At 40.9% G+C, this 16,836-nt stretch carries 19 protein-coding genes; all 19 read right to left on the bottom strand.

Annotated elements, in window-relative coordinates:
* Positions 1–198 precede the first annotated feature (198 nt).
* Positions 199–963 carry a FliA/WhiG family RNA polymerase sigma factor gene (locus ACQKMF_RS16770; RefSeq protein ID WP_101224668.1) on the bottom strand — a complete coding sequence of 255 codons (765 nt, stop codon included), beginning with the start codon at positions 961–963 and terminating at the stop codon, positions 199–201.
* A 126-nt stretch (positions 964–1,089) separates the two neighbouring features.
* Complete coding sequence (locus ACQKMF_RS16765; RefSeq protein ID WP_427574118.1) at positions 1,090–1,593, bottom strand: chemotaxis protein CheD; 504 nt, start codon at positions 1,591–1,593, stop codon at positions 1,090–1,092.
* Positions 1,593–2,225: a chemotaxis protein CheC gene (locus tag ACQKMF_RS16760; RefSeq protein ID WP_427574116.1), complete on the bottom strand. Its 633-nt coding sequence runs from the start codon at positions 2,223–2,225 to the stop codon at positions 1,593–1,595. The genes ACQKMF_RS16765 and ACQKMF_RS16760 overlap by 1 nt, the downstream gene beginning before the upstream one ends.
* 4 nt (positions 2,226–2,229) lie before the next feature.
* Positions 2,230–2,685, bottom strand: a complete 456-nt coding sequence (locus tag ACQKMF_RS16755; protein WP_402941844.1) for a chemotaxis protein CheW — start codon at positions 2,683–2,685, stop codon at positions 2,230–2,232.
* A 108-nt stretch (positions 2,686–2,793) separates the two neighbouring features.
* Positions 2,794–4,836 carry a chemotaxis protein CheW gene (locus tag ACQKMF_RS16750; RefSeq protein ID WP_402941842.1) on the bottom strand — a complete coding sequence of 681 codons (2,043 nt, stop codon included), beginning with the start codon at positions 4,834–4,836 and terminating at the stop codon, positions 2,794–2,796.
* Positions 4,837–4,857: 21 nt separating this feature from the next.
* Positions 4,858–5,955 (bottom strand): protein-glutamate methylesterase/protein-glutamine glutaminase, encoded by a 1,098-nt coding sequence (locus ACQKMF_RS16745; RefSeq protein ID WP_402941840.1) that lies wholly within the window; start codon positions 5,953–5,955, stop codon positions 4,858–4,860.
* A 10-nt stretch (positions 5,956–5,965) separates the two neighbouring features.
* Entirely contained in the window at positions 5,966–6,832 is an 867-nt protein-coding gene (locus ACQKMF_RS16740; RefSeq protein WP_427574113.1) for a MinD/ParA family protein, read from the bottom strand.
* Positions 6,816–7,973 (bottom strand): flagellar biosynthesis protein FlhF, encoded by a 1,158-nt coding sequence (flhF, locus tag ACQKMF_RS16735; RefSeq protein ID WP_402941836.1) that lies wholly within the window; start codon positions 7,971–7,973, stop codon positions 6,816–6,818. Before flhF ends, ACQKMF_RS16740 begins: the two co-directional genes overlap by 17 nt.
* Entirely contained in the window at positions 7,970–10,006 is a 2,037-nt protein-coding gene (gene flhA / locus ACQKMF_RS16730; protein WP_260357091.1) for a flagellar biosynthesis protein FlhA, read from the bottom strand. The genes flhF and flhA overlap by 4 nt, the downstream gene beginning before the upstream one ends.
* A gap of 40 nt (positions 10,007–10,046) precedes the next feature.
* Complete coding sequence (flhB, locus tag ACQKMF_RS16725) at positions 10,047–11,129, bottom strand: flagellar biosynthesis protein FlhB (RefSeq protein ID WP_101224660.1); 1,083 nt, start codon at positions 11,127–11,129, stop codon at positions 10,047–10,049.
* Position 11,130: 1 nt separating this feature from the next.
* Positions 11,131–11,907, bottom strand: coding sequence for a flagellar biosynthetic protein FliR (gene fliR, locus ACQKMF_RS16720; protein WP_402941832.1), 777 nt, complete (start codon positions 11,905–11,907; stop codon positions 11,131–11,133).
* 3 nt (positions 11,908–11,910) lie between these two features.
* Positions 11,911–12,180: a flagellar biosynthesis protein FliQ gene (gene fliQ, locus ACQKMF_RS16715; RefSeq protein ID WP_101224658.1), complete on the bottom strand. Its 270-nt coding sequence runs from the start codon at positions 12,178–12,180 to the stop codon at positions 11,911–11,913.
* Positions 12,181–12,194: 14 nt separating this feature from the next.
* The gene (fliP, locus tag ACQKMF_RS16710; protein ID WP_101224657.1) at positions 12,195–12,860 is read right to left on the bottom strand and encodes a flagellar type III secretion system pore protein FliP; all 666 of its coding nucleotides are present in this window, start codon (positions 12,858–12,860) and stop codon (positions 12,195–12,197) included.
* Entirely contained in the window at positions 12,857–13,516 is a 660-nt protein-coding gene (locus tag ACQKMF_RS16705) for a flagellar biosynthetic protein FliO (protein ID WP_402941829.1), read from the bottom strand. Before ACQKMF_RS16705 ends, fliP begins: the two co-directional genes overlap by 4 nt.
* Before the next feature lie 15 nt (positions 13,517–13,531).
* A complete protein-coding gene (locus ACQKMF_RS16700) occupies positions 13,532–13,894 on the bottom strand; it encodes a response regulator (RefSeq protein WP_063231856.1) in 363 nt (120 codons plus the stop codon).
* 17 nt (positions 13,895–13,911) lie between these two features.
* Positions 13,912–15,129 carry a flagellar motor switch phosphatase FliY gene (fliY, locus tag ACQKMF_RS16695; protein ID WP_427574109.1) on the bottom strand — a complete coding sequence of 406 codons (1,218 nt, stop codon included), beginning with the start codon at positions 15,127–15,129 and terminating at the stop codon, positions 13,912–13,914.
* A complete protein-coding gene (fliM, locus tag ACQKMF_RS16690) occupies positions 15,119–16,117 on the bottom strand; it encodes a flagellar motor switch protein FliM (protein WP_260357085.1) in 999 nt (332 codons plus the stop codon). The genes fliY and fliM overlap by 11 nt, the downstream gene beginning before the upstream one ends.
* A gap of 53 nt (positions 16,118–16,170) precedes the next feature.
* The gene (gene fliL, locus ACQKMF_RS16685; protein WP_101224653.1) at positions 16,171–16,599 is read right to left on the bottom strand and encodes a flagellar basal body-associated protein FliL; all 429 of its coding nucleotides are present in this window, start codon (positions 16,597–16,599) and stop codon (positions 16,171–16,173) included.
* Complete coding sequence (locus tag ACQKMF_RS16680) at positions 16,596–16,808, bottom strand: flagellar FlbD family protein (RefSeq protein ID WP_397315036.1); 213 nt, start codon at positions 16,806–16,808, stop codon at positions 16,596–16,598. Before ACQKMF_RS16680 ends, fliL begins: the two co-directional genes overlap by 4 nt.
* Positions 16,809–16,836: the final 28 nt, after the last annotated feature.

Raw genomic sequence — 16,836 nt, 5'->3', positions numbered from 1 at the left:
TTGCCTCCTAATTAACCGAAATAGTCTATCTGTTGCTTTGCTCTTATTGACTAAGTACAGTTCGTACATTCTGTGATTTCGAAGCATTTATTGATGCGGGTACCTTATCAATTCTTTCAAGCTTGCAGGGGGCTTCTTCGTTCAATTGGGATTTTATACTTCCCAAACTCCGTAGCCCTCTTCATTAAACTATCATGATTAATTTTTTTGATCTTGCATCGTGTTTCTTAATTTATATATCGCTTTTGAATGAATTTGGGATATCCGGGACGTAGATAGGCTCATCACTTGCCCGATTTCGGTCAATGTTAGTTCTTCTTTATAAAAAAGCTGTAAAACCAACTGTTCTTTTTCATTAAGAGTTTCTATGACTTTGGCTAATTCAACATACAATTCATCCCTTAACACATGTTCCTCGGGTAAATCCGCCTTTTCATCTTTAATATGAAAATTCGCGCTTTCTTTATCGTCTTCTTGGGGATTTTCATCCATTGATAGTACATTGGCAAAGAAGTTCTCATTTAATGCAGCATATACTTCATCTTCCGGAATATTCAATTCAGCGGCAATCTCGTTTGGCGAAAGGTTCCTCATGTATTGCTGCTCCAGCTTTTCTATTGCAGCTTCAATTTTCTTGGCTTTATCTCTTGCGCTCCGCGGAAGCCAATCCTCTTTTCTTAATCCATCTAAAATAGCACCACGTATTCTAAATGATGCATATGTGTCAAACTTCAGGTCACGCTTCGTGTCGAAACGTTCCAGGGCATCGAATAACCCCATCATTCCTAAACTCCTTATATCATCCCGGCTCACATTTTTAGGAAGACTTACTGAAATACGTTGAACATGATACGATACGAGAGGTATGTATTTCTTCACCAAAATGTCCCCGGCTAGCGGATCTCTGCGATCCACCCAATTCTTCCAACATAACTGCTCTTCTTCGATGGTCAGATGAGACATTGGACATCCTCCTAACATTGTTATACGATTTGTGATCGATACGGCCCCTAAAGCCATAAATGCAATAATAATTCGATTGCAAGTGTACCTGTCATATTTTTGGCTTTTCAAAAGCCAAATCCGATCCTATATGTTTTTAGTCCCTTTTGTAACGGTCCGTATATTTAGCAAACAATCACTTAAATTGAAATCAATCGTTCTTCCGCTATTCCCGCCAACATCTTCAGCGACGACTCTAATGCGCAAGTCAGATAACACCTTTCGGACAGCTTCCACATTCCGTGGTCCTATTCTCATTAAATCCCCTCCGGAGGCAAATTGGAACATTTGTGCTCCGCCAGCCAACTTCGCTTTTAGGAATGGCATTCTTGCGCCTTCTTTGACTAAGAGCTGCACCAATTCCTTTATCGCCGTATCTGCAAATTTGGCAACGTTGATCGGCCCCGATTTAGCTAATGAAGAGTCAGGCAGCATAATATGTGCCAAACCCGCAATCTCTTTTTTCTCATCATAAATCACAACACCAACACACGACCCCAGCCCGGCAGTGCGAATCGTATAGGGAGGTTTTATAATATTCATATCCGCTATTCCAACCTTAACAACCTGGACCTTTAACAATTCAGTCATTAGGTGGACACTCCTAAAGCGGAAAAAATGATATCAAAAAATTCGGGATCAGGTAATAAAAAGAAATGACCATTAATGGATTCAGCGAAAAGCTGGTCTTTTTCAAGCACAGTATCAATGACGATGGCTGCGTCACTTACTTTTGATAATTCCAATAATCCGTAACTGATCGTTGCCCCTACCATATCGATGCTCAAGGATGGAACGGATGGATAGATATTCAATCGGGTGAAATCAGAAAGAGAAGAGAGGTAGGATCCCGATAAGATATTCCCTAATTCCTGAAGGCAAGAAAGCGCCAATTCAGTATGGGGTGCGGATTCCATCAAAAAGGTCTCATCACCAGTCATCTTACGAATCAAGTATTGGGCTACAGGAAGCGAAAGGATAAAAAACATACTCCCTGAAGCATCACCTTCTATTCTAAGGAAAACGCTGGCAACGACTTGATCGGCCACGCCAGCCATTTCCATCATTTCATCAAAGGAAACGATTCTGACATTAGGAACATTCATATCAATTTTCCTATTAAGGATGGCAGAAAACGCAGTTGCTGCGTTCCCTGCACCTATATTGCCGATTTCCTTCAAAATATCGAGTTGAAAAGGGTTGATTTTCTCAATGAACGACATATGATTATCCTTCTCTTAACATATTTTCAGTCATTTCCAGACTTAGAGCCTTCTCCAAATTGATTAGGACGAGCAGTCGCTTGTCAATTTTAGCCACTCCGCTAATGTATTCTGAAGCCAAATGTCCCACAACTTCAGGCTGAGGTTCGATACTCTCCACTGGAATATCCAAAACATCATTGGCAGAGTCCACTATTAACCCAACTTCCATATCATCCAGAATGACGATGATAATCCTTGTTGATTCATTGTATTCCATCTCTTCGAAACCAAAACGCACCCGCAAATCAATAATTGGAGTGATTACACCCCTTAGATTTATGACTCCCTTAACAAACTTTACAGCCTTTGGAACTCTGGTAATATGCAGAATCTTTTCGATACCGCTGACTTTATCCACTGGTATTGCATATTCTTTATCTTTAATTTGAAATACGATTACTTTCATATCCTCCGACATCTATTCCCCTCCTTTTAATAAACTCCTGATTGTTGTGCAGTCTTAACGAAAACTTGAATCGAAACGGTTGAACCAACGTCCCATTCCCCTGTCCCGCTTATCTATCATTCAATGAATCAATGTGTTGCAATCTATAATTAAAGCAACTTGACCATCACCAAGGATCGTTGCCCCCGATATTGCAAAAGCGCTATTTAAATAATTACCTAGTGATTTCAGAACGATTTCCAGCTGCCCGATGAATGAATCAACGACTAATCCGGCTAATTTATCACCTTTTCTTACAATGACCACAGAGAGGGACTCTTCTTCTTCCAGACTGATTGGCACTTCAAATATATCTTTCAAGAACAGAAGCGGCAGGATCTTTCCCCTGAAGTCAATAACCTGTTGATTATGGGCATTCAAGATATCTGCTTTTTTTATGATCGCTGTTTCTATTATCGAAGAAAGAGGTATGGCATATTTTTCGTTTTGGATTGCAACCAGCATGACAGAGATAATGGACAATGTAAGCGGAAGCTGAATAAGGAAGATGGATCCATCATTCTCTTTGGAATCGATCGTGACAGATCCACCGAGAGACTCAATAGTATTTTTAACCACATCCAGTCCAACACCGCGCCCCGATACATCTGAAATGGTTTCCGCTGTTGAGAAACCAGAAGCGAATATCAATTCATAGATTTGCTTATCCGTTAGGGTGTCGGCAGCTTCCTTGGTTAATATCCCATTGGAGAGCGCCTTGTTCAAGACTCGATCTTTATTGATTCCTGCACCGTCATCCTCAATTTCAATGAAAACATGATTGCCGCCGTGGTAGGCTTTTAACAGGATTTTACCTTCTTCTTTCTTTCCTTTCGCCAAACGTTCTTCAGGTGTTTCAATTCCATGATCCATGGCGTTTCTTAATAAATGGACGAGAGGATCACCGATTTCATCAATGACTGTACGGTCAAGTTCCGTTTCTGCACCGTTGATTTCCAAATTGACTTTCTTGTTTAAATCCCTTGCTAATTGACGAACCATTTTAGGAAAACGATTGAATACAGTTTCAACGGGCACCATCCGCATATTCAAAACGATTGTTTGTAAATCACTTGTTATACGGGACATTCTTTCTACTGTTTCATGCAATTCTTGATTATTCAAATCACTGGAAATTTGGTCAAGTCTGCCTCTATCGATTACTAGTTCCTCGAATAGGTTCATTAATATATCAAGCCGCTCAATGTTCACCCGAATGGTCTTGCTTGATGCAGGCTTAACGAGTGCCTGTTTTTTCTTATCATCATTATCAGTTGGAAGCACGGCTTTAATTGTCGCTTGTTCCGGTACTTCAGCAACTTGATCCTCTATAGAATTGGCTGCATGCCTCAAGCCCTCAAGATCAAGGGCATTTACCACAACTTGATCCACTTCGGAAACCTTCATGATTTTTTCCTTTATCTCATCACTCGATTCTGTTGTTACCATCGTGACCGTAAATTGCTGATCGAATTGTTCTTCTTCCAAAAGTTCGACCGGTGGGTGTGACTTGATTACTTCACCTGACTTTTCAAGCACCTCGAAAACCATAAACACCCGGGCAGCTTTTAAAAGACAGTTCTCTCGCAACCCTATCGAGATTTCGAAGCTGTTGAAGCCTTGATCTTTGGACTGCTTAAGCACTGTCCATTCAAATTCATCGTACTCTCCCACAGTCATTTCCTCTTTACCAAAGACGGCAGAAGCTGCTGCAATCTCTGCAATGGTGGAAGAAACGGGCGACTCCCCTTTTTCAATCACTTCCAGCTGATGGACAACCTCTTCCACATTTCTTTTTCCATCTCCACCTTCTGCAATGGACATGACCATCGCTTCTAAATCATCAACCGCTAAAAATATCACATCAAATAATTCTGGAGAGAGGGCGATTTGACTATTTCGGATTGCATCCAACACATTCTCCATTTTATGGGTTAAATTGGTTAAATCCTCATACCCCATAGTCGCCGACATCCCTTTTAAGGTATGGGCGGAACGAAAGATTTCGTTTACGATCGAGAGGTCTTCCGGGTTCTTTTCGAGTACCAGCAACTGTTCGCTGCACGTTTGAAGATGTTCTTTACTTTCTTCTATAAAAACCTCTAAATACTGATTCATATCCATACAATCTCACACCTCCACGTGTTAACAATAGCTCATTATCGTTTTAGCTATTTTTTCTACATCCTCTATGCTATCTATTAACTTGGTATTGATTGCCGCCTTAGGCATACCAAAAACGATTGATGTCTCCTGTGATTCGGCTATCGCTTTTAAAGGACCCTCCTGTTTAAGCTTCATGAGTCCCATCGCCCCGTCCATTCCCATCCCGGTCATGATAACGGCTATTTTCGCAGAATCATTCATTTCACTTACCGATTCAAATAGCACATCAACCGACGGGCGATGTCCATTACGCAATTCGGATTGATCCAAAAGGATTGCCCAGCTCATTCCGACTTTCCTCACTTTCAAGTGAAAACCTCCCGGTGCGATATAGGCGACACCTTTTTGAATCAGTTCCCCCTCTTCAGCTTCCTTCACTTTAATCTTGCACAATGAATCCAGGCGTGTTGCCAAGGATTTTGTGAAACCGGGGGGCATATGCTGGACAATGAGTATGGGAGCATCAACTTCTTCCGGGAGTCCTGCCAAGACGGTCTGCAGAGCTCTCGGGCCTCCTGTTGATGTACCAATGACTATTATTTTTTTGTACCCATAGGACCACTTTTTTTGATTTTTTTTAATTTTTGACGATTCTTTTGAATCTATTTTACTATATTTTTCCCAAACGGATGGGCTTCTTTCAATATTCATCGCATTTTTTTCTAGTTTGTGAACATTTGCCCTGCTGGCAGCCATAACTTTTTCATGGAGTTCTTTCTTGATTTTATGTAAATCCAATGAAATGGCACCAGAGGGTTTAGCCACAAAGTCAAAGGCTCCACTGTTCATGGCGGAAAATGTATTTTCCGTTCCCTTTTTCGTTGTGCTTGATAACATGACAACAGCAGTTGGACATTCATTCATGATCCGGCTTAATGCTTCCAATCCGTCCATAATCGGCATTTCCACATCCAAAGTCACGACATCGGGTTTTAAAGCCTTTATTTTGTCTATGGCATCTCTACCATTCCTCGCAGTCCCGATGACTTCCATCCTGCTATCTTCTGCAAAAAACTCTGAAATTAACTTTCTCATAAACGCAGAATCGTCCACTATCAGCACTTTTACTTTACTCATATAAGGAGACCTACTTTCCAAAAAAATATCTCTTCATATTTTGGAGGAAATGGCTTTTTTGCAAAGTCAATTCTTCCCCAAATGAATGATTTGCATATCTCGAAGCAATGTCCATAATGGCTTTGGATACATCGGCTTCAGAATCGAAAAGAAGAAAGGGCATTTGTTTGTTAACAGAATTGGGTACGGTTCTATCATCTGGCAAGTACCCAAGAGCTACAGTTTCCAATCCCAAAAATTCCACTAATGCATTTTGGAGCCGCTTAATCGTATCTCTGCCGTCCTTACTCGTGAAAACCCGATTGCAAACCAGGAACAATGATATCTCTTTATTTACTGAATGGATATATTTCATTGCGGAATATGCATCCATGATAGAAGTGGGTTCAGGTGTCGTTATAACGACTAATTCATCCACACATAACAGGAATTTCATGGAATCCTGAGTGATGCCAGCACCCATATCAAATAAGATATAATCGTAATTCGCCAACAATAAACCGAACTCCTCATTAAACCGGGTATATTTTTCCTCATCAAGTGAAAAGAGAGCCGTCAACCCCGTTCCACCTGTAATGATTGAAATGTTTCCCGGTCCTGCCATGATGATATCCTTCAAACTACAATCGTTTTCAAAAAAATCAATTATGCTGCAGGGAGATTGTTCCCCGATCAAAATATCAATATTCCCCATACCGATATCCATGTCGAACAACAGTACTTTTTTGCCTCTTTTGGATAAGGCAATCGAAAAATTCAAGGAAAAGTTTGATTTTCCCACTCCACCTTTCCCGCTTAAAACGGCAATCGTTTTGGCCATTGATCGATTTTGGCGGGCTTCCAATCTTCTTCGTAAATTCTCAGCTTGATCTTTCATATTTATTAGCCCCAATAGCCATTTTCAATAGCTGTGAAGATGTAGCTATTTCAATATCGTCTGGCACATTTTGTCCATCTGTTATATAGGCGGCTCCTAATTTATGAGTATGTATAAAATTGAATATTTGCCCGAAAGTGGAGGTTTCGTCCGCTTTTGTAAAAATGACCTGTTTAATAGGTATGGCAGCAAACTGTCGATAAATATCTTCCATATCCTTTTGTTTAGAGGTCAATGACAATACTAAATAGGTTTCCATCTCATCTGTAAAATGGATGATTTCATTAAGATCCTTGACATATTGCGGGTTACGGAAATTCCTTCCGGCCGTATCAATAAAAACAAAATCATAATGGGAGAAGCGTTCAGCAGCCCTTTTGAAGTCTTCCAAATTATAAGCGACTTCAATTGGAACGTTTAAAATCTTGGCATATGTCTTAAGTTGATCTATTGCAGCAATCCTGTACGTATCCGTCGTAATGAAGGCCACCTTTTTATCATGCTTTAACATGGTTTCCGCAGCTACTTTTGCTAAGGTCGTTGTCTTTCCCACACCTGTTGGGCCAACAATATTAATATATTTTTTTTGCAGCCCGGGTTTTCCGTTTCCAACTTCTTCTAAAATCCCGAGCATGGCTTCTTCCAACCAAACTTGAACCTCTTCATCAGTGGATTGCTGTTTAAAAACGAACCATTTTTCAAGCAATTCATCCATGATTTGGGATCGAAGTGATATATCCACTTCCTGCTCGGTTAGGTATTTGTGGATTTTCTCCAGCTTCCCCGGATATTTTTTATCAGTTGAATAGATTTGCAAACTCTTTATCATATCTTTCAAACCTTCGATTTCTTTTAATAAGTCAGCACTTTCCCCATTCCCTTCATTGGGTTCAGGGGCATGACTTGCCATTTCCAGCTTTGATGGCAACTTCTTCGATTTTTGCTTGGTTACGGCTTGGATAGGCTGGGACACAGGGTCTATGGCTGCAATGACTTCAATATTCCTCTTTTTGAATAATCCTAAAAAACCACCATTATATACAGCCTTCGAACTTAAGATTACTGCATCACTGCCTAGTTCCGTCCTTATTCGCTTCATTGCCTCGTTCATTGATGGCGCCAAATATTTCTTTACCTTCAATCGATATTCACCACCCCTACACTTTGTACTTCCACATTCGATTCTAGTTCATTGTATGAAAGAATCGGTACATTAGGAAAATAACGTTCAGTTAATTGCCGGGCATACATCCTTACTGCTGGAGAGCAGAGTAGGATCGGTTGGTGATCCATTAGGGTCAGCTCTTCCAATTTGGCTGCAACTGCCTCCAATATGGATTGCGATAGAGTTGGATCCAATGATAAAAAATTACCATGTTCAGTTTGCTGTACACCATCAGCGATGGTCTTTTCAACTTTCCCCGATAATGTTATGACTTTAATTCTATTTTCATCCGCAATAAAAGAATTTGTTATTTGTCTCGCTAAGTTCTGCCTTACATATTCGGTAAGCAAATCTGTGTCAGTCGATAACTTGCCATAATCAGCAAGCGTTTCGAAAATGATCGGTAAATTCCTTATCGAAACCTTTTCCTTCAATAATTTTGCCAATACCTTTTGTACATCTCCTATAGACAAGGGATTCGGAGTGACCTCCTCTACTAGTATAGGTGCCGATTCGTGAAGATGATCGATCAATTGTTTCGTTTCCTGCCTGCCCAATAATTCCTGCGCATTGGACTTTATGACTTCCGTCAAGTGGGTGGATACAACACTTGGCGGGTCCACAACTGTATAACCCAGCATCTCGGCATGTTCTTTCATATCATCCATAATCCACTTGGCCGGTAAACCGAAAGACGGTTCTATCGTATCGATTCCTTCTATTGAATCATCTTCCATCCCTGGACTCATGGCCAAGAAATGATTTAGGAGCAATTCCCCCTTTGCCATGACACTTCCCTTAATCTTCAGCCGATACTCATTAGGATTCAACTGAATATTATCACGTATTCTGACGACAGGGATCACGAGCCCCAACTCAATTGCAAGCTGCCGGCGGATCATGACGACCCGGTCCAGTAGGTCTCCCCCTTGATTGGCATCCGCAAGCGGAATCAATCCATATCCAAACTCAAATTCGATCGGGTCGACACTTAAAAGGTTAACGACGCTTTCTGGACTTTTCATTTCATCGGTTTCCAGCACTTCCTCCATTTCTTGTATTTCACTTTCGTCCTGCTTCGGTATCCTTGAAATTGTATACCCTCCAACGACTAATAAAGCAGCGATCGGAATGGTGAACAAGTCGGAAATGGGAGTGAATAACCCTAAAAGGAAAATGGTTGCTGCTGTTAGGTAAAGCATTTTGGGAAATTGAAATAACTGTTCAACAATATCCGCTCCGAGGTTTCCATTCGAGGCTGCCCGGGTTACGACAATTCCCGTAGCTGTAGAAATCAATAAAGCTGGTACCTGACTCACGATTCCGTCACCAACCGATAACATGGAAAAATGGACGGCTGCTTCTCCAAAGCTCATGTCCAATTGCATGACGCCAATGATCATACCGAAAATCAAGTTAATGATGACAATGATGATGCCCGCAATGGCGTCCCCTTTAACAAACTTACTAGCCCCATCCATGGATCCATAAAAGTCTGCTTCGTTACTAATTTTTTCCCTTCTGGCACGTGCTTCGTTTTCGGAGATCATCCCAGCATTTAAATCTGCATCGATGGCCATCTGTTTCCCTGGCATCGCATCCAGCGTAAACCTTGCCGCTACCTCCGAGACCCGTTCGGAACCTTTCGTGATGACGATGAAATTGATGATGACCAAAATGATGAATACAACTAATCCTACAAGCACGTTACCGCCGACTACAAACGACCCAAAGGTTTCTACAACTCCCCCAGCATCACCATAGGTCAAAATGGCACGAGTCGTCGAAACATTCAACCCCAGCCTGAACAATGTCAGTAAAAGGAGCAAGGAAGGAAAGATTGAAAATTCGAGAGGTTCTTTCATATTCATCGTAGTCAATAGAACCAGCAGCGCAAGAGAGATATTTAAAAGGAGTAAAATACTTAACAACCATGTTGGCAATGGAATGACCAACATGGCAACGATCATGATGACGCTCGAAATAACAACTAAATCTCTTGCTCGCATGTTTTTTCTCTCCTAACTAGCGGGTTACCCTATTACTTCTTTACAGTTTACCTTTGGTTTTATATACAAAGGCCAGTATTTCAGCGACCGCCTTAAAGAACTCTTCAGGTATCGCTTGGCCTAATTCAGCTTGATCATATAAAGACCTCGCCAAAGGCCGATTTTCCACCATGATCACATCATTTTCTTTGGCAATGAATTTAATTTTCTGGGCAACAAAATCAACGCCCTTTGCCACTACATACGGAGCCTCAGCTTTTTCTTCATCATATTTTAAAGCAATAGCAAAATGCGTCGGGTTAGTGATGACGACATCCGCATTGGGAATTTCCTGCATCATTCTTTGAGCGGCCATCTGCCTCTGCTTTTGCTTTATCTTGGATTTGATGAGCGGGTCCCCTTCGGAATTTTTATATTCATCCTTAATATCCTGTTTGGACATCCGGATGTTTTTTTCAAAGTCATATTTTTGATACAAATAGTCTAATAGAGCAATGAACAATAAAGCCACGGCAGCATAAAATCCTACTTTAATCGTAATATCCGCCAATGTTGCCATCGCTTCTTCCACAGAAATCTGTGATAAAATCATAATCTCGTCCATGCGCTGCCATAGTACATAAAAGGCAACAAAACCAACAAATGATATTTTAAGAATGGATTTCAATAACTCAACAATGGCCCTCATTGAAAAAATACGTTTGAATCCTTTAATGGGATCCAATTTATCAAGTTTGAACTGTATGGATTCAGTCGAAAACAGAAACCCGACTTGCATGACATTAGCCAATATCCCAGCGACTATCGCTGCTGCAAAAACGGGTCCTAGGATAAGGCCCATCTCCTTTAAAACCTCTATCATGATAATTTGCATATTCTCCTCACTGAATCCAGCCAAGGTAAAATGTTGCAGATATTCTTTCGTAAGACCGAGCAAATGATTATACATGTACGGTCCCATAAGCAATAACACAGAAAACACGGCAATTAAATTCACAGAGGTATTTACATCCTGACTCTTTGCCACCTGACCTTTTTTCTTCGAATCCTGACGTTTTTTGGGAGTCGCCTTTTCGGTCTTTTCACCAGCGAAAAACTGCAAATCCAGCTGAAACCTCACCATATCATGCGCCTCCAATCAACTGCATTAGGTTACGCATCGTCAAAAGCAAGAAATTGAAGAGTTGGGTGACAACCGTCATCATCATCCCCATTACCAGTATGATAACCGCTAAGCCGGCAATGATTTTCACTGGAATCCCAACAACGAATACATTTAATTGAGGAACTGTCCTGGCAAGTATCCCTAACGTGACATCCACTAAGAAAATACTTCCCACCACAGGTATGGACATTTGAAAAGCAATCATGAAAGCTTTGCTGAAAGCTTTGGCCAAGTATTCTATCAGCGCATGATCTCCGAATGGTACAAATAATTGGTCAATCGGGATGAACTGATAACTATAAAAAATTCCATCCAAAAGCAAATGATGGCCATTAGTACTCAATAGGAATAATAGAGCGATTGTATAAAGATATTGTCCCATCAACGGGCTTTGTGCCCCCGTTTGGGGATCGATGACATTCGCTATTGAAAAACCCATTTGAAAATCAATCAATCCGCCAGCCATTTGAACGGCCGATAAAATCATATACGCTGCAAACCCAATGAAAAGGCCAACAAGCGCTTCCTTCATGATCAATAAATAAAATGTGACATCCAATTCCAGAACCGGAGCATCAATGGTGTAGTACATGATCCAGGCAAGGAAGATTCCAAGCCCGACCCGATGTTGTACCGGTATAGAACGGTACGAAAAAATCGGCATGGCCACGAAAAACGTAGTGACCCTTACCACAATTAATAAAAAGGCGGGAAAGTGCGGAAATAATTCCTCCATGCCCTACCCTACAAATCGATTCAGATTACCGAATATTTCATTTGCATATGATAATAGGTGGCTCAACATCCATGGAGCCAATAAAATGAGTCCCAATAAGACTGCGACGATTTTCGGAACAAATGCCAAGGTTTGTTCCTGAATCTGTGTAGTTGCCTGAAAGATGCTTACTAATAGTCCTACAATAAGAGCGATTACCATCAATGGGCCAGCGATAATCAATACCATATAAATTCCTTTTTCTGCTATATCAATAACAAAATCTGCACTCATTTTTTCTCACCTGCTTAAAAACTCTGTAATAAAGACTTCACCACTAAATACCATCCGTCTACAAGAATGAAAAGGAGGATTTTAAATGGCAGGGAAATCATGACTGGCGGCAACATCATCATCCCCATCGACATCAGGACACTTGCAATCACCATATCAATAACCAAAAAGGGAATGAAAATCATGAAACCTATTTGAAAAGCTGTTTTGATTTCACTGATTGCAAAAGCAGGTACAAAGGCCGTCAAGGGAATGTCCTGTATCGTTTCAGGCTTATCCACCTTGGCATATTCCAAGAATAGCTCAAGGTCCTTCTGTCTTGTATGGGCACTCATGAATTCCTTAAATGGTATCGAGGCCTGTACATATGCTTCTTCTAAATCTATCTCTTCATTAAATAACGGGGTTAATGCCTTTTCATTCACTTCCTGAAAAGTCGGAGCCATTATGAAAAATGTCATGAAAAGTGCCAGGCCGATCAACACCTGATTCGGCGGCATCTGCTGTGTAGCTAGCGATGTTCTCACAAAGCTCAGGACAATGATGATTCTAGTAAAACAGGTCATCAGGATCAATATGCTTGGAGCCAGCGATAAGACAGTCATCAGTAGAACAAGTTTGACGGAAGTAGAGACATTAGTGGGATCACTGTTATTAAAAAACTCCATGAACTCATTCATTCATTGTCTCTTCCTTTCCTATCAAGCTCCTTTAACAGCTTTTTCCTGCTAGCAGACAATTGATCAAGTTGATTTTTGAACTCTGCAGAGAAACTGGAGGCTTCGGATCCGCTTTTCTTCAACCAATTATTTTTTAACTTCATTGCAAGTTCCCCTGGCTGGATCATTTGATCGATCTTATCGTTGTGATCTTTCAAAAGCTGTTCATATTCCTCTGGATCATCTATTTCTTTCAAGAGCTGAATATTTTCACCGACCCCGATCACCAATATTCTCCCGCCGACTTTAACAAGCTGGACAGAACGATTTGCGCCAAGGCTCGTACCGCCTAAATTCTCCACTGAATTTGCCTTTTGATATGATTTACTTTTTTTATTGATGAACTTTAATAGGATATATAGAAGGGCCACTACAAAAATAGTAGCAAATATCATCCTCAGAAACTCCCAAACGGTTATCCCCACTTTGTCAGGATTCGTTGTCTGTTTGGTAGATTTCGAGCCTTTTGATTCACCTTTATCCACCTTTAAATCATCTGGCTGTTCATAAACATCCTTCACTGTTTTTTCAAGATCTTCCGCATGGGCCTGTATCGCCCCAGAGAAGAATACTGCTATCATCAGTGAGACCTGAAGCCATTTTTTAATTAAAAACAATATGAAGACACCCTCTTAACTTAATGCTTTATTTATGGCTTCCAAAACACGGTCTGCCTGGAATGGCTTCACGATAAAGTCCTTTGCACCCGCCTGGATTGCATCAATGACCATTGCTTGCTGTCCCATCGCTGAACACATGATGACCTTAGCTTGAGGATTTACCTTTTTAATTTCCTTTAATGCTGTAATTCCATCCATTTCAGGCATGGTAATATCCATCGTTACAAGATCCGGATGAGTTTCTTTATATTTTTCCACCGCTTGGGCGCCATCTGCTGCTTCCCCGACTATTTCAAAGCCATTTTTTGAAAGGATATCCTTAATCATCATTCTCATAAATGCTGCATCGTCCACAATTAAAATTCTATTAGCCATAATTTTCGTCCCCCAAATTATCTTATTTTATTTAATCGGTCACTCTGACTCATGATATCCGTAACACGCACTCCAAAGTTTTCATCAATAACCACTACCTCGCCTTTTGCTATCAAGCGGCTGTTTACCAGGATATCCACTGGCTCTCCCGCTAATTTATCCAATTCGATGATCGATCCGGAGGACAGCTCCAAAATATCCTTGACGGAGCGTTTCGTTCTCCCAAGCTCCACAGTTACCTGCAAAGGGATATCCATCAGCATGCTGAGATTTTTCGTTTCAGACTCCTGAAGCTGATAAGGCTGAAAACTGGTGAAACTGGCAGGCTGAACATTTACCGGCTGTCCTGTTGGTACGGATGAAACACCAAAATGTTGTGGTACATTCGGTATTTGGTTCATAGGTTGGGTTTGGTGATCGCCTTGTCCATAAGTTTCATTTGCCGATCGATCAGACCGGCTGTCCTGTAATGGTGCCCGCTCCTGAGTTGGAATGTTTGTTACTGGTTCACTTAGTACTTTTTGCGTTTTCATCTCGTCAGGATCGCTTTCGCCCGTTCCATTTAATAATTCGGAAACTAACCCTTTAGCAAACTCTAACGGCAGCAATTGCATGATACTGGAATCAATTAAGCTGCCGACACGGAGACGGAATGAGATTTTTGCAAATAAATCCTCGTCCGGTATCGCATTTTCACCTTCACCATTTAAAAAGTTAAGTAAATCTATGCTAGGTGGAGAAATATCCACTTTTTTACTGAAAATGGTCGACATGGAAGTCGCAGCAGAACCCATCATTTGGTTCATGGCTTCCTGAACAGCACTCAATTGAATTTCCCCAAGCAGGTCAGAAGGATTCTCCCCATCTCCCCCAAGCATCAAATCCGCAATGATAGCAGCATCACTCTGCTTGATGACCAGCATATTTATACCTGAAAAACCTTCTGTATATTGCACTTGTATCGCTACATACGGATGCGGGAATTCTTCCGCGATCTGTCCCCTTTCAATCAATGTAACCGTCGGAGTGGTGATATCCACTTTCTGATTCAACAAAGTGGATAGGGCAGTGGCCGAACTTCCGAAGGAGATATTACCGATTTCACCGAGGGCGTCGAGTTCCATCATCGATAAATAATCGTCAATCGAGAGAGGGAACACCTCATCTTCTATATCACTTGTACCTTTTAAAAGGGCATCTATCTCGTCTTGCGAAAGCATTCCATCACTTACCATCCTCGTCTCCCCCTTTCAAAATATCAAGAATCTGGATAGCATGTTTTTTTCCTACTTTTCCTGGCTGCCCGCTGTATTTTGGAATCCCTCCAATGGTAATCGTCAAAGGTTCATCGATTGCCTTATTTAAATCGATGACATCGCCAACATCAAGCAGCAAAAAATCCTCGATGGTGATGTCCGTGGAACCAAGTTCGGAAATAATGGGAAGATCTGCGTTTCGGATACGCTTTTCCAAAATCATGATTTCCTCCGGGATTTTTTCCTTTTGGGAATTTTCCATCCAATAATGAGCGGATAACTTTGGTATGATCGGTTCCAATACGACGTGAGGAATGCAAACATTAATCATTCCACTCGTTTCGCCGATTTGTGTATTCAAGGAAATGACCACAACAGTATCGTTGGGTGAAACCAGTTGTAAAAATTGTGGATTCACCTCGAACTCTGTCATCACCGGCTCGATTTCAACAATCGTTCCCCAAGCCTCCTGTAAATTTTCAAAAGCTTTCTCGAATAAATTCGACATGATCTTCGTTTCTATTTCCGTTAAACTATCCACCTTATTCTCGCTTATGCCCCGCCCGCCCAAAACGCGATCCATCATGGAATAAGCGATATTCGGGTTGACCTCAAGAATGATCCGGCCATCCAAGGGCGGCACCTCAAAAACATTCATGATGGTCATTTTAGGAATCGATCGGATAAACTCTTCGTAAGGTATTTGATCTGCCGAAGCAACGGATATTTGGACATATGTTCTAAGCTGAGCAGAAAAGTATGTGGTCAGCAGCCTTGCAAAGTTCTCGTGTATCCTGGTCAAACTCCGGATTTGATCCTTAGAAAACCGAAGCGCCCTTTTAAAGTCGTATACTTTCACTCTTTTTTCTACTTCTTCTTTTTTTAAATCATCTGCATCCATTTCACCTGTGGAAATGGCCGATAACAAAGCATCAATTTCATTTTGCGATAATATTTCCCCGGACATTAACACTCACCTCCAAAGCTTCTCCTTCTTAATTTAATGAAGCAAGGATGTTCTTATTGCAGAATCGAGGAGGTTATATAAACCTTTTCAACTTTTCCTTCTTCCATTAATTCATTCATTCTAGTCTTTAACGCTTCTTGAAGCTTTTCCTTGCCTTTTTTACCGGTTAACTCTTCCGCTTTCATTTCTGATAGTTCGGTAATGATGATATTTTTCACTTGAAAATTTCTTTTTTCCAACTCTTCTTTTGCTTTTTTATTTTCTGTTTGGACCGTAAATGAGATTTTGATATAATCATTGCCGGCAAGATTCGTAGTAATTTCAGGAATCTCAACTGATGATTTGATAATTTCGTCAATGCTAGGTTTATCTTCGGCAGATGTGGGCTCAGATAACTTTGTCACAACTACGACCGCTATGACACCAACAAGCGTTATAGCCACGAGTATAATCAACATAATGGTCAATAGATTTTTTTTCATGAACTTTCCTCCACATCCTTACGAAAACCGAGAATATTAACAGTACGATAAAATTGTATAATACCTTCAACCAGTTCCTCTTCCTTCTCTAGCACAACGATTTTCTTACCATTTGTAAAGGTAATGGTCGTATCTGGCAATGACTCGACTGTGTCTATGTACAATGCATTGATATAAAAGCATTTTCCATTTAGCCTTGTGACTTTGATAATGATATTTAGGAGCTAGGGCAAAAAG

Source organism: Peribacillus sp. NPDC101480 (assembly GCF_050277335.1).
Lineage (GTDB): Bacteria > Bacillota > Bacilli > Bacillales > DSM-1321 > Peribacillus.
The sequence above is the reverse complement of the archived record's forward strand: the minus strand, read 5'-3'. Positions and strand labels throughout refer to the sequence as shown.

Excerpts from the sequence above, each read along its gene's own strand:
- ACQKMF_RS16770 (WP_101224668.1), bottom strand. The coding sequence starts at position 963 with ATGTCTCATCTGACCATCGAAGAAGAGCAGTTATGTTGGAAGAATTGG.
- ACQKMF_RS16765 (WP_427574118.1), bottom strand. The coding sequence starts at position 1,593 with ATGACTGAATTGTTAAAGGTCCAGGTTGTTAAGGTTGGAATAGCGGAT.
- ACQKMF_RS16760 (WP_427574116.1), bottom strand. The coding sequence starts at position 2,225 with ATGTCGTTCATTGAGAAAATCAACCCTTTTCAACTCGATATTTTGAAG.
- ACQKMF_RS16755 (WP_402941844.1), bottom strand. The coding sequence starts at position 2,685 with ATGTCGGAGGATATGAAAGTAATCGTATTTCAAATTAAAGATAAAGAA.
- ACQKMF_RS16750 (WP_402941842.1), bottom strand. The coding sequence starts at position 4,836 with ATGGATATGAATCAGTATTTAGAGGTTTTTATAGAAGAAAGTAAAGAA.
- ACQKMF_RS16745 (WP_402941840.1), bottom strand. The coding sequence starts at position 5,955 with ATGAGTAAAGTAAAAGTGCTGATAGTGGACGATTCTGCGTTTATGAGA.
- ACQKMF_RS16740 (WP_427574113.1), bottom strand. The coding sequence starts at position 6,832 with ATGAAAGATCAAGCTGAGAATTTACGAAGAAGATTGGAAGCCCGCCAA.
- flhA (WP_260357091.1), bottom strand. The coding sequence starts at position 10,006 with ATGCGAGCAAGAGATTTAGTTGTTATTTCGAGCGTCATCATGATCGTT.
- flhB (WP_101224660.1), bottom strand. The coding sequence starts at position 11,129 with ATGGTGAGGTTTCAGCTGGATTTGCAGTTTTTCGCTGGTGAAAAGACC.
- fliR (WP_402941832.1), bottom strand. The coding sequence starts at position 11,907 with ATGGAGGAATTATTTCCGCACTTTCCCGCCTTTTTATTAATTGTGGTA.
- fliQ (WP_101224658.1), bottom strand. The coding sequence starts at position 12,180 with ATGAGTGCAGATTTTGTTATTGATATAGCAGAAAAAGGAATTTATATG.
- fliP (WP_101224657.1), bottom strand. The coding sequence starts at position 12,860 with ATGAATGAGTTCATGGAGTTTTTTAATAACAGTGATCCCACTAATGTC.
- ACQKMF_RS16700 (WP_063231856.1), bottom strand. The coding sequence starts at position 13,894 with ATGGCTAATAGAATTTTAATTGTGGACGATGCAGCATTTATGAGAATG.
- fliY (WP_427574109.1), bottom strand. The coding sequence starts at position 15,129 with ATGGTAAGTGATGGAATGCTTTCGCAAGACGAGATAGATGCCCTTTTA.
- fliM (WP_260357085.1), bottom strand. The coding sequence starts at position 16,117 with ATGTCCGGGGAAATATTATCGCAAAATGAAATTGATGCTTTGTTATCG.
- fliL (WP_101224653.1), bottom strand. The coding sequence starts at position 16,599 with ATGAAAAAAAATCTATTGACCATTATGTTGATTATACTCGTGGCTATA.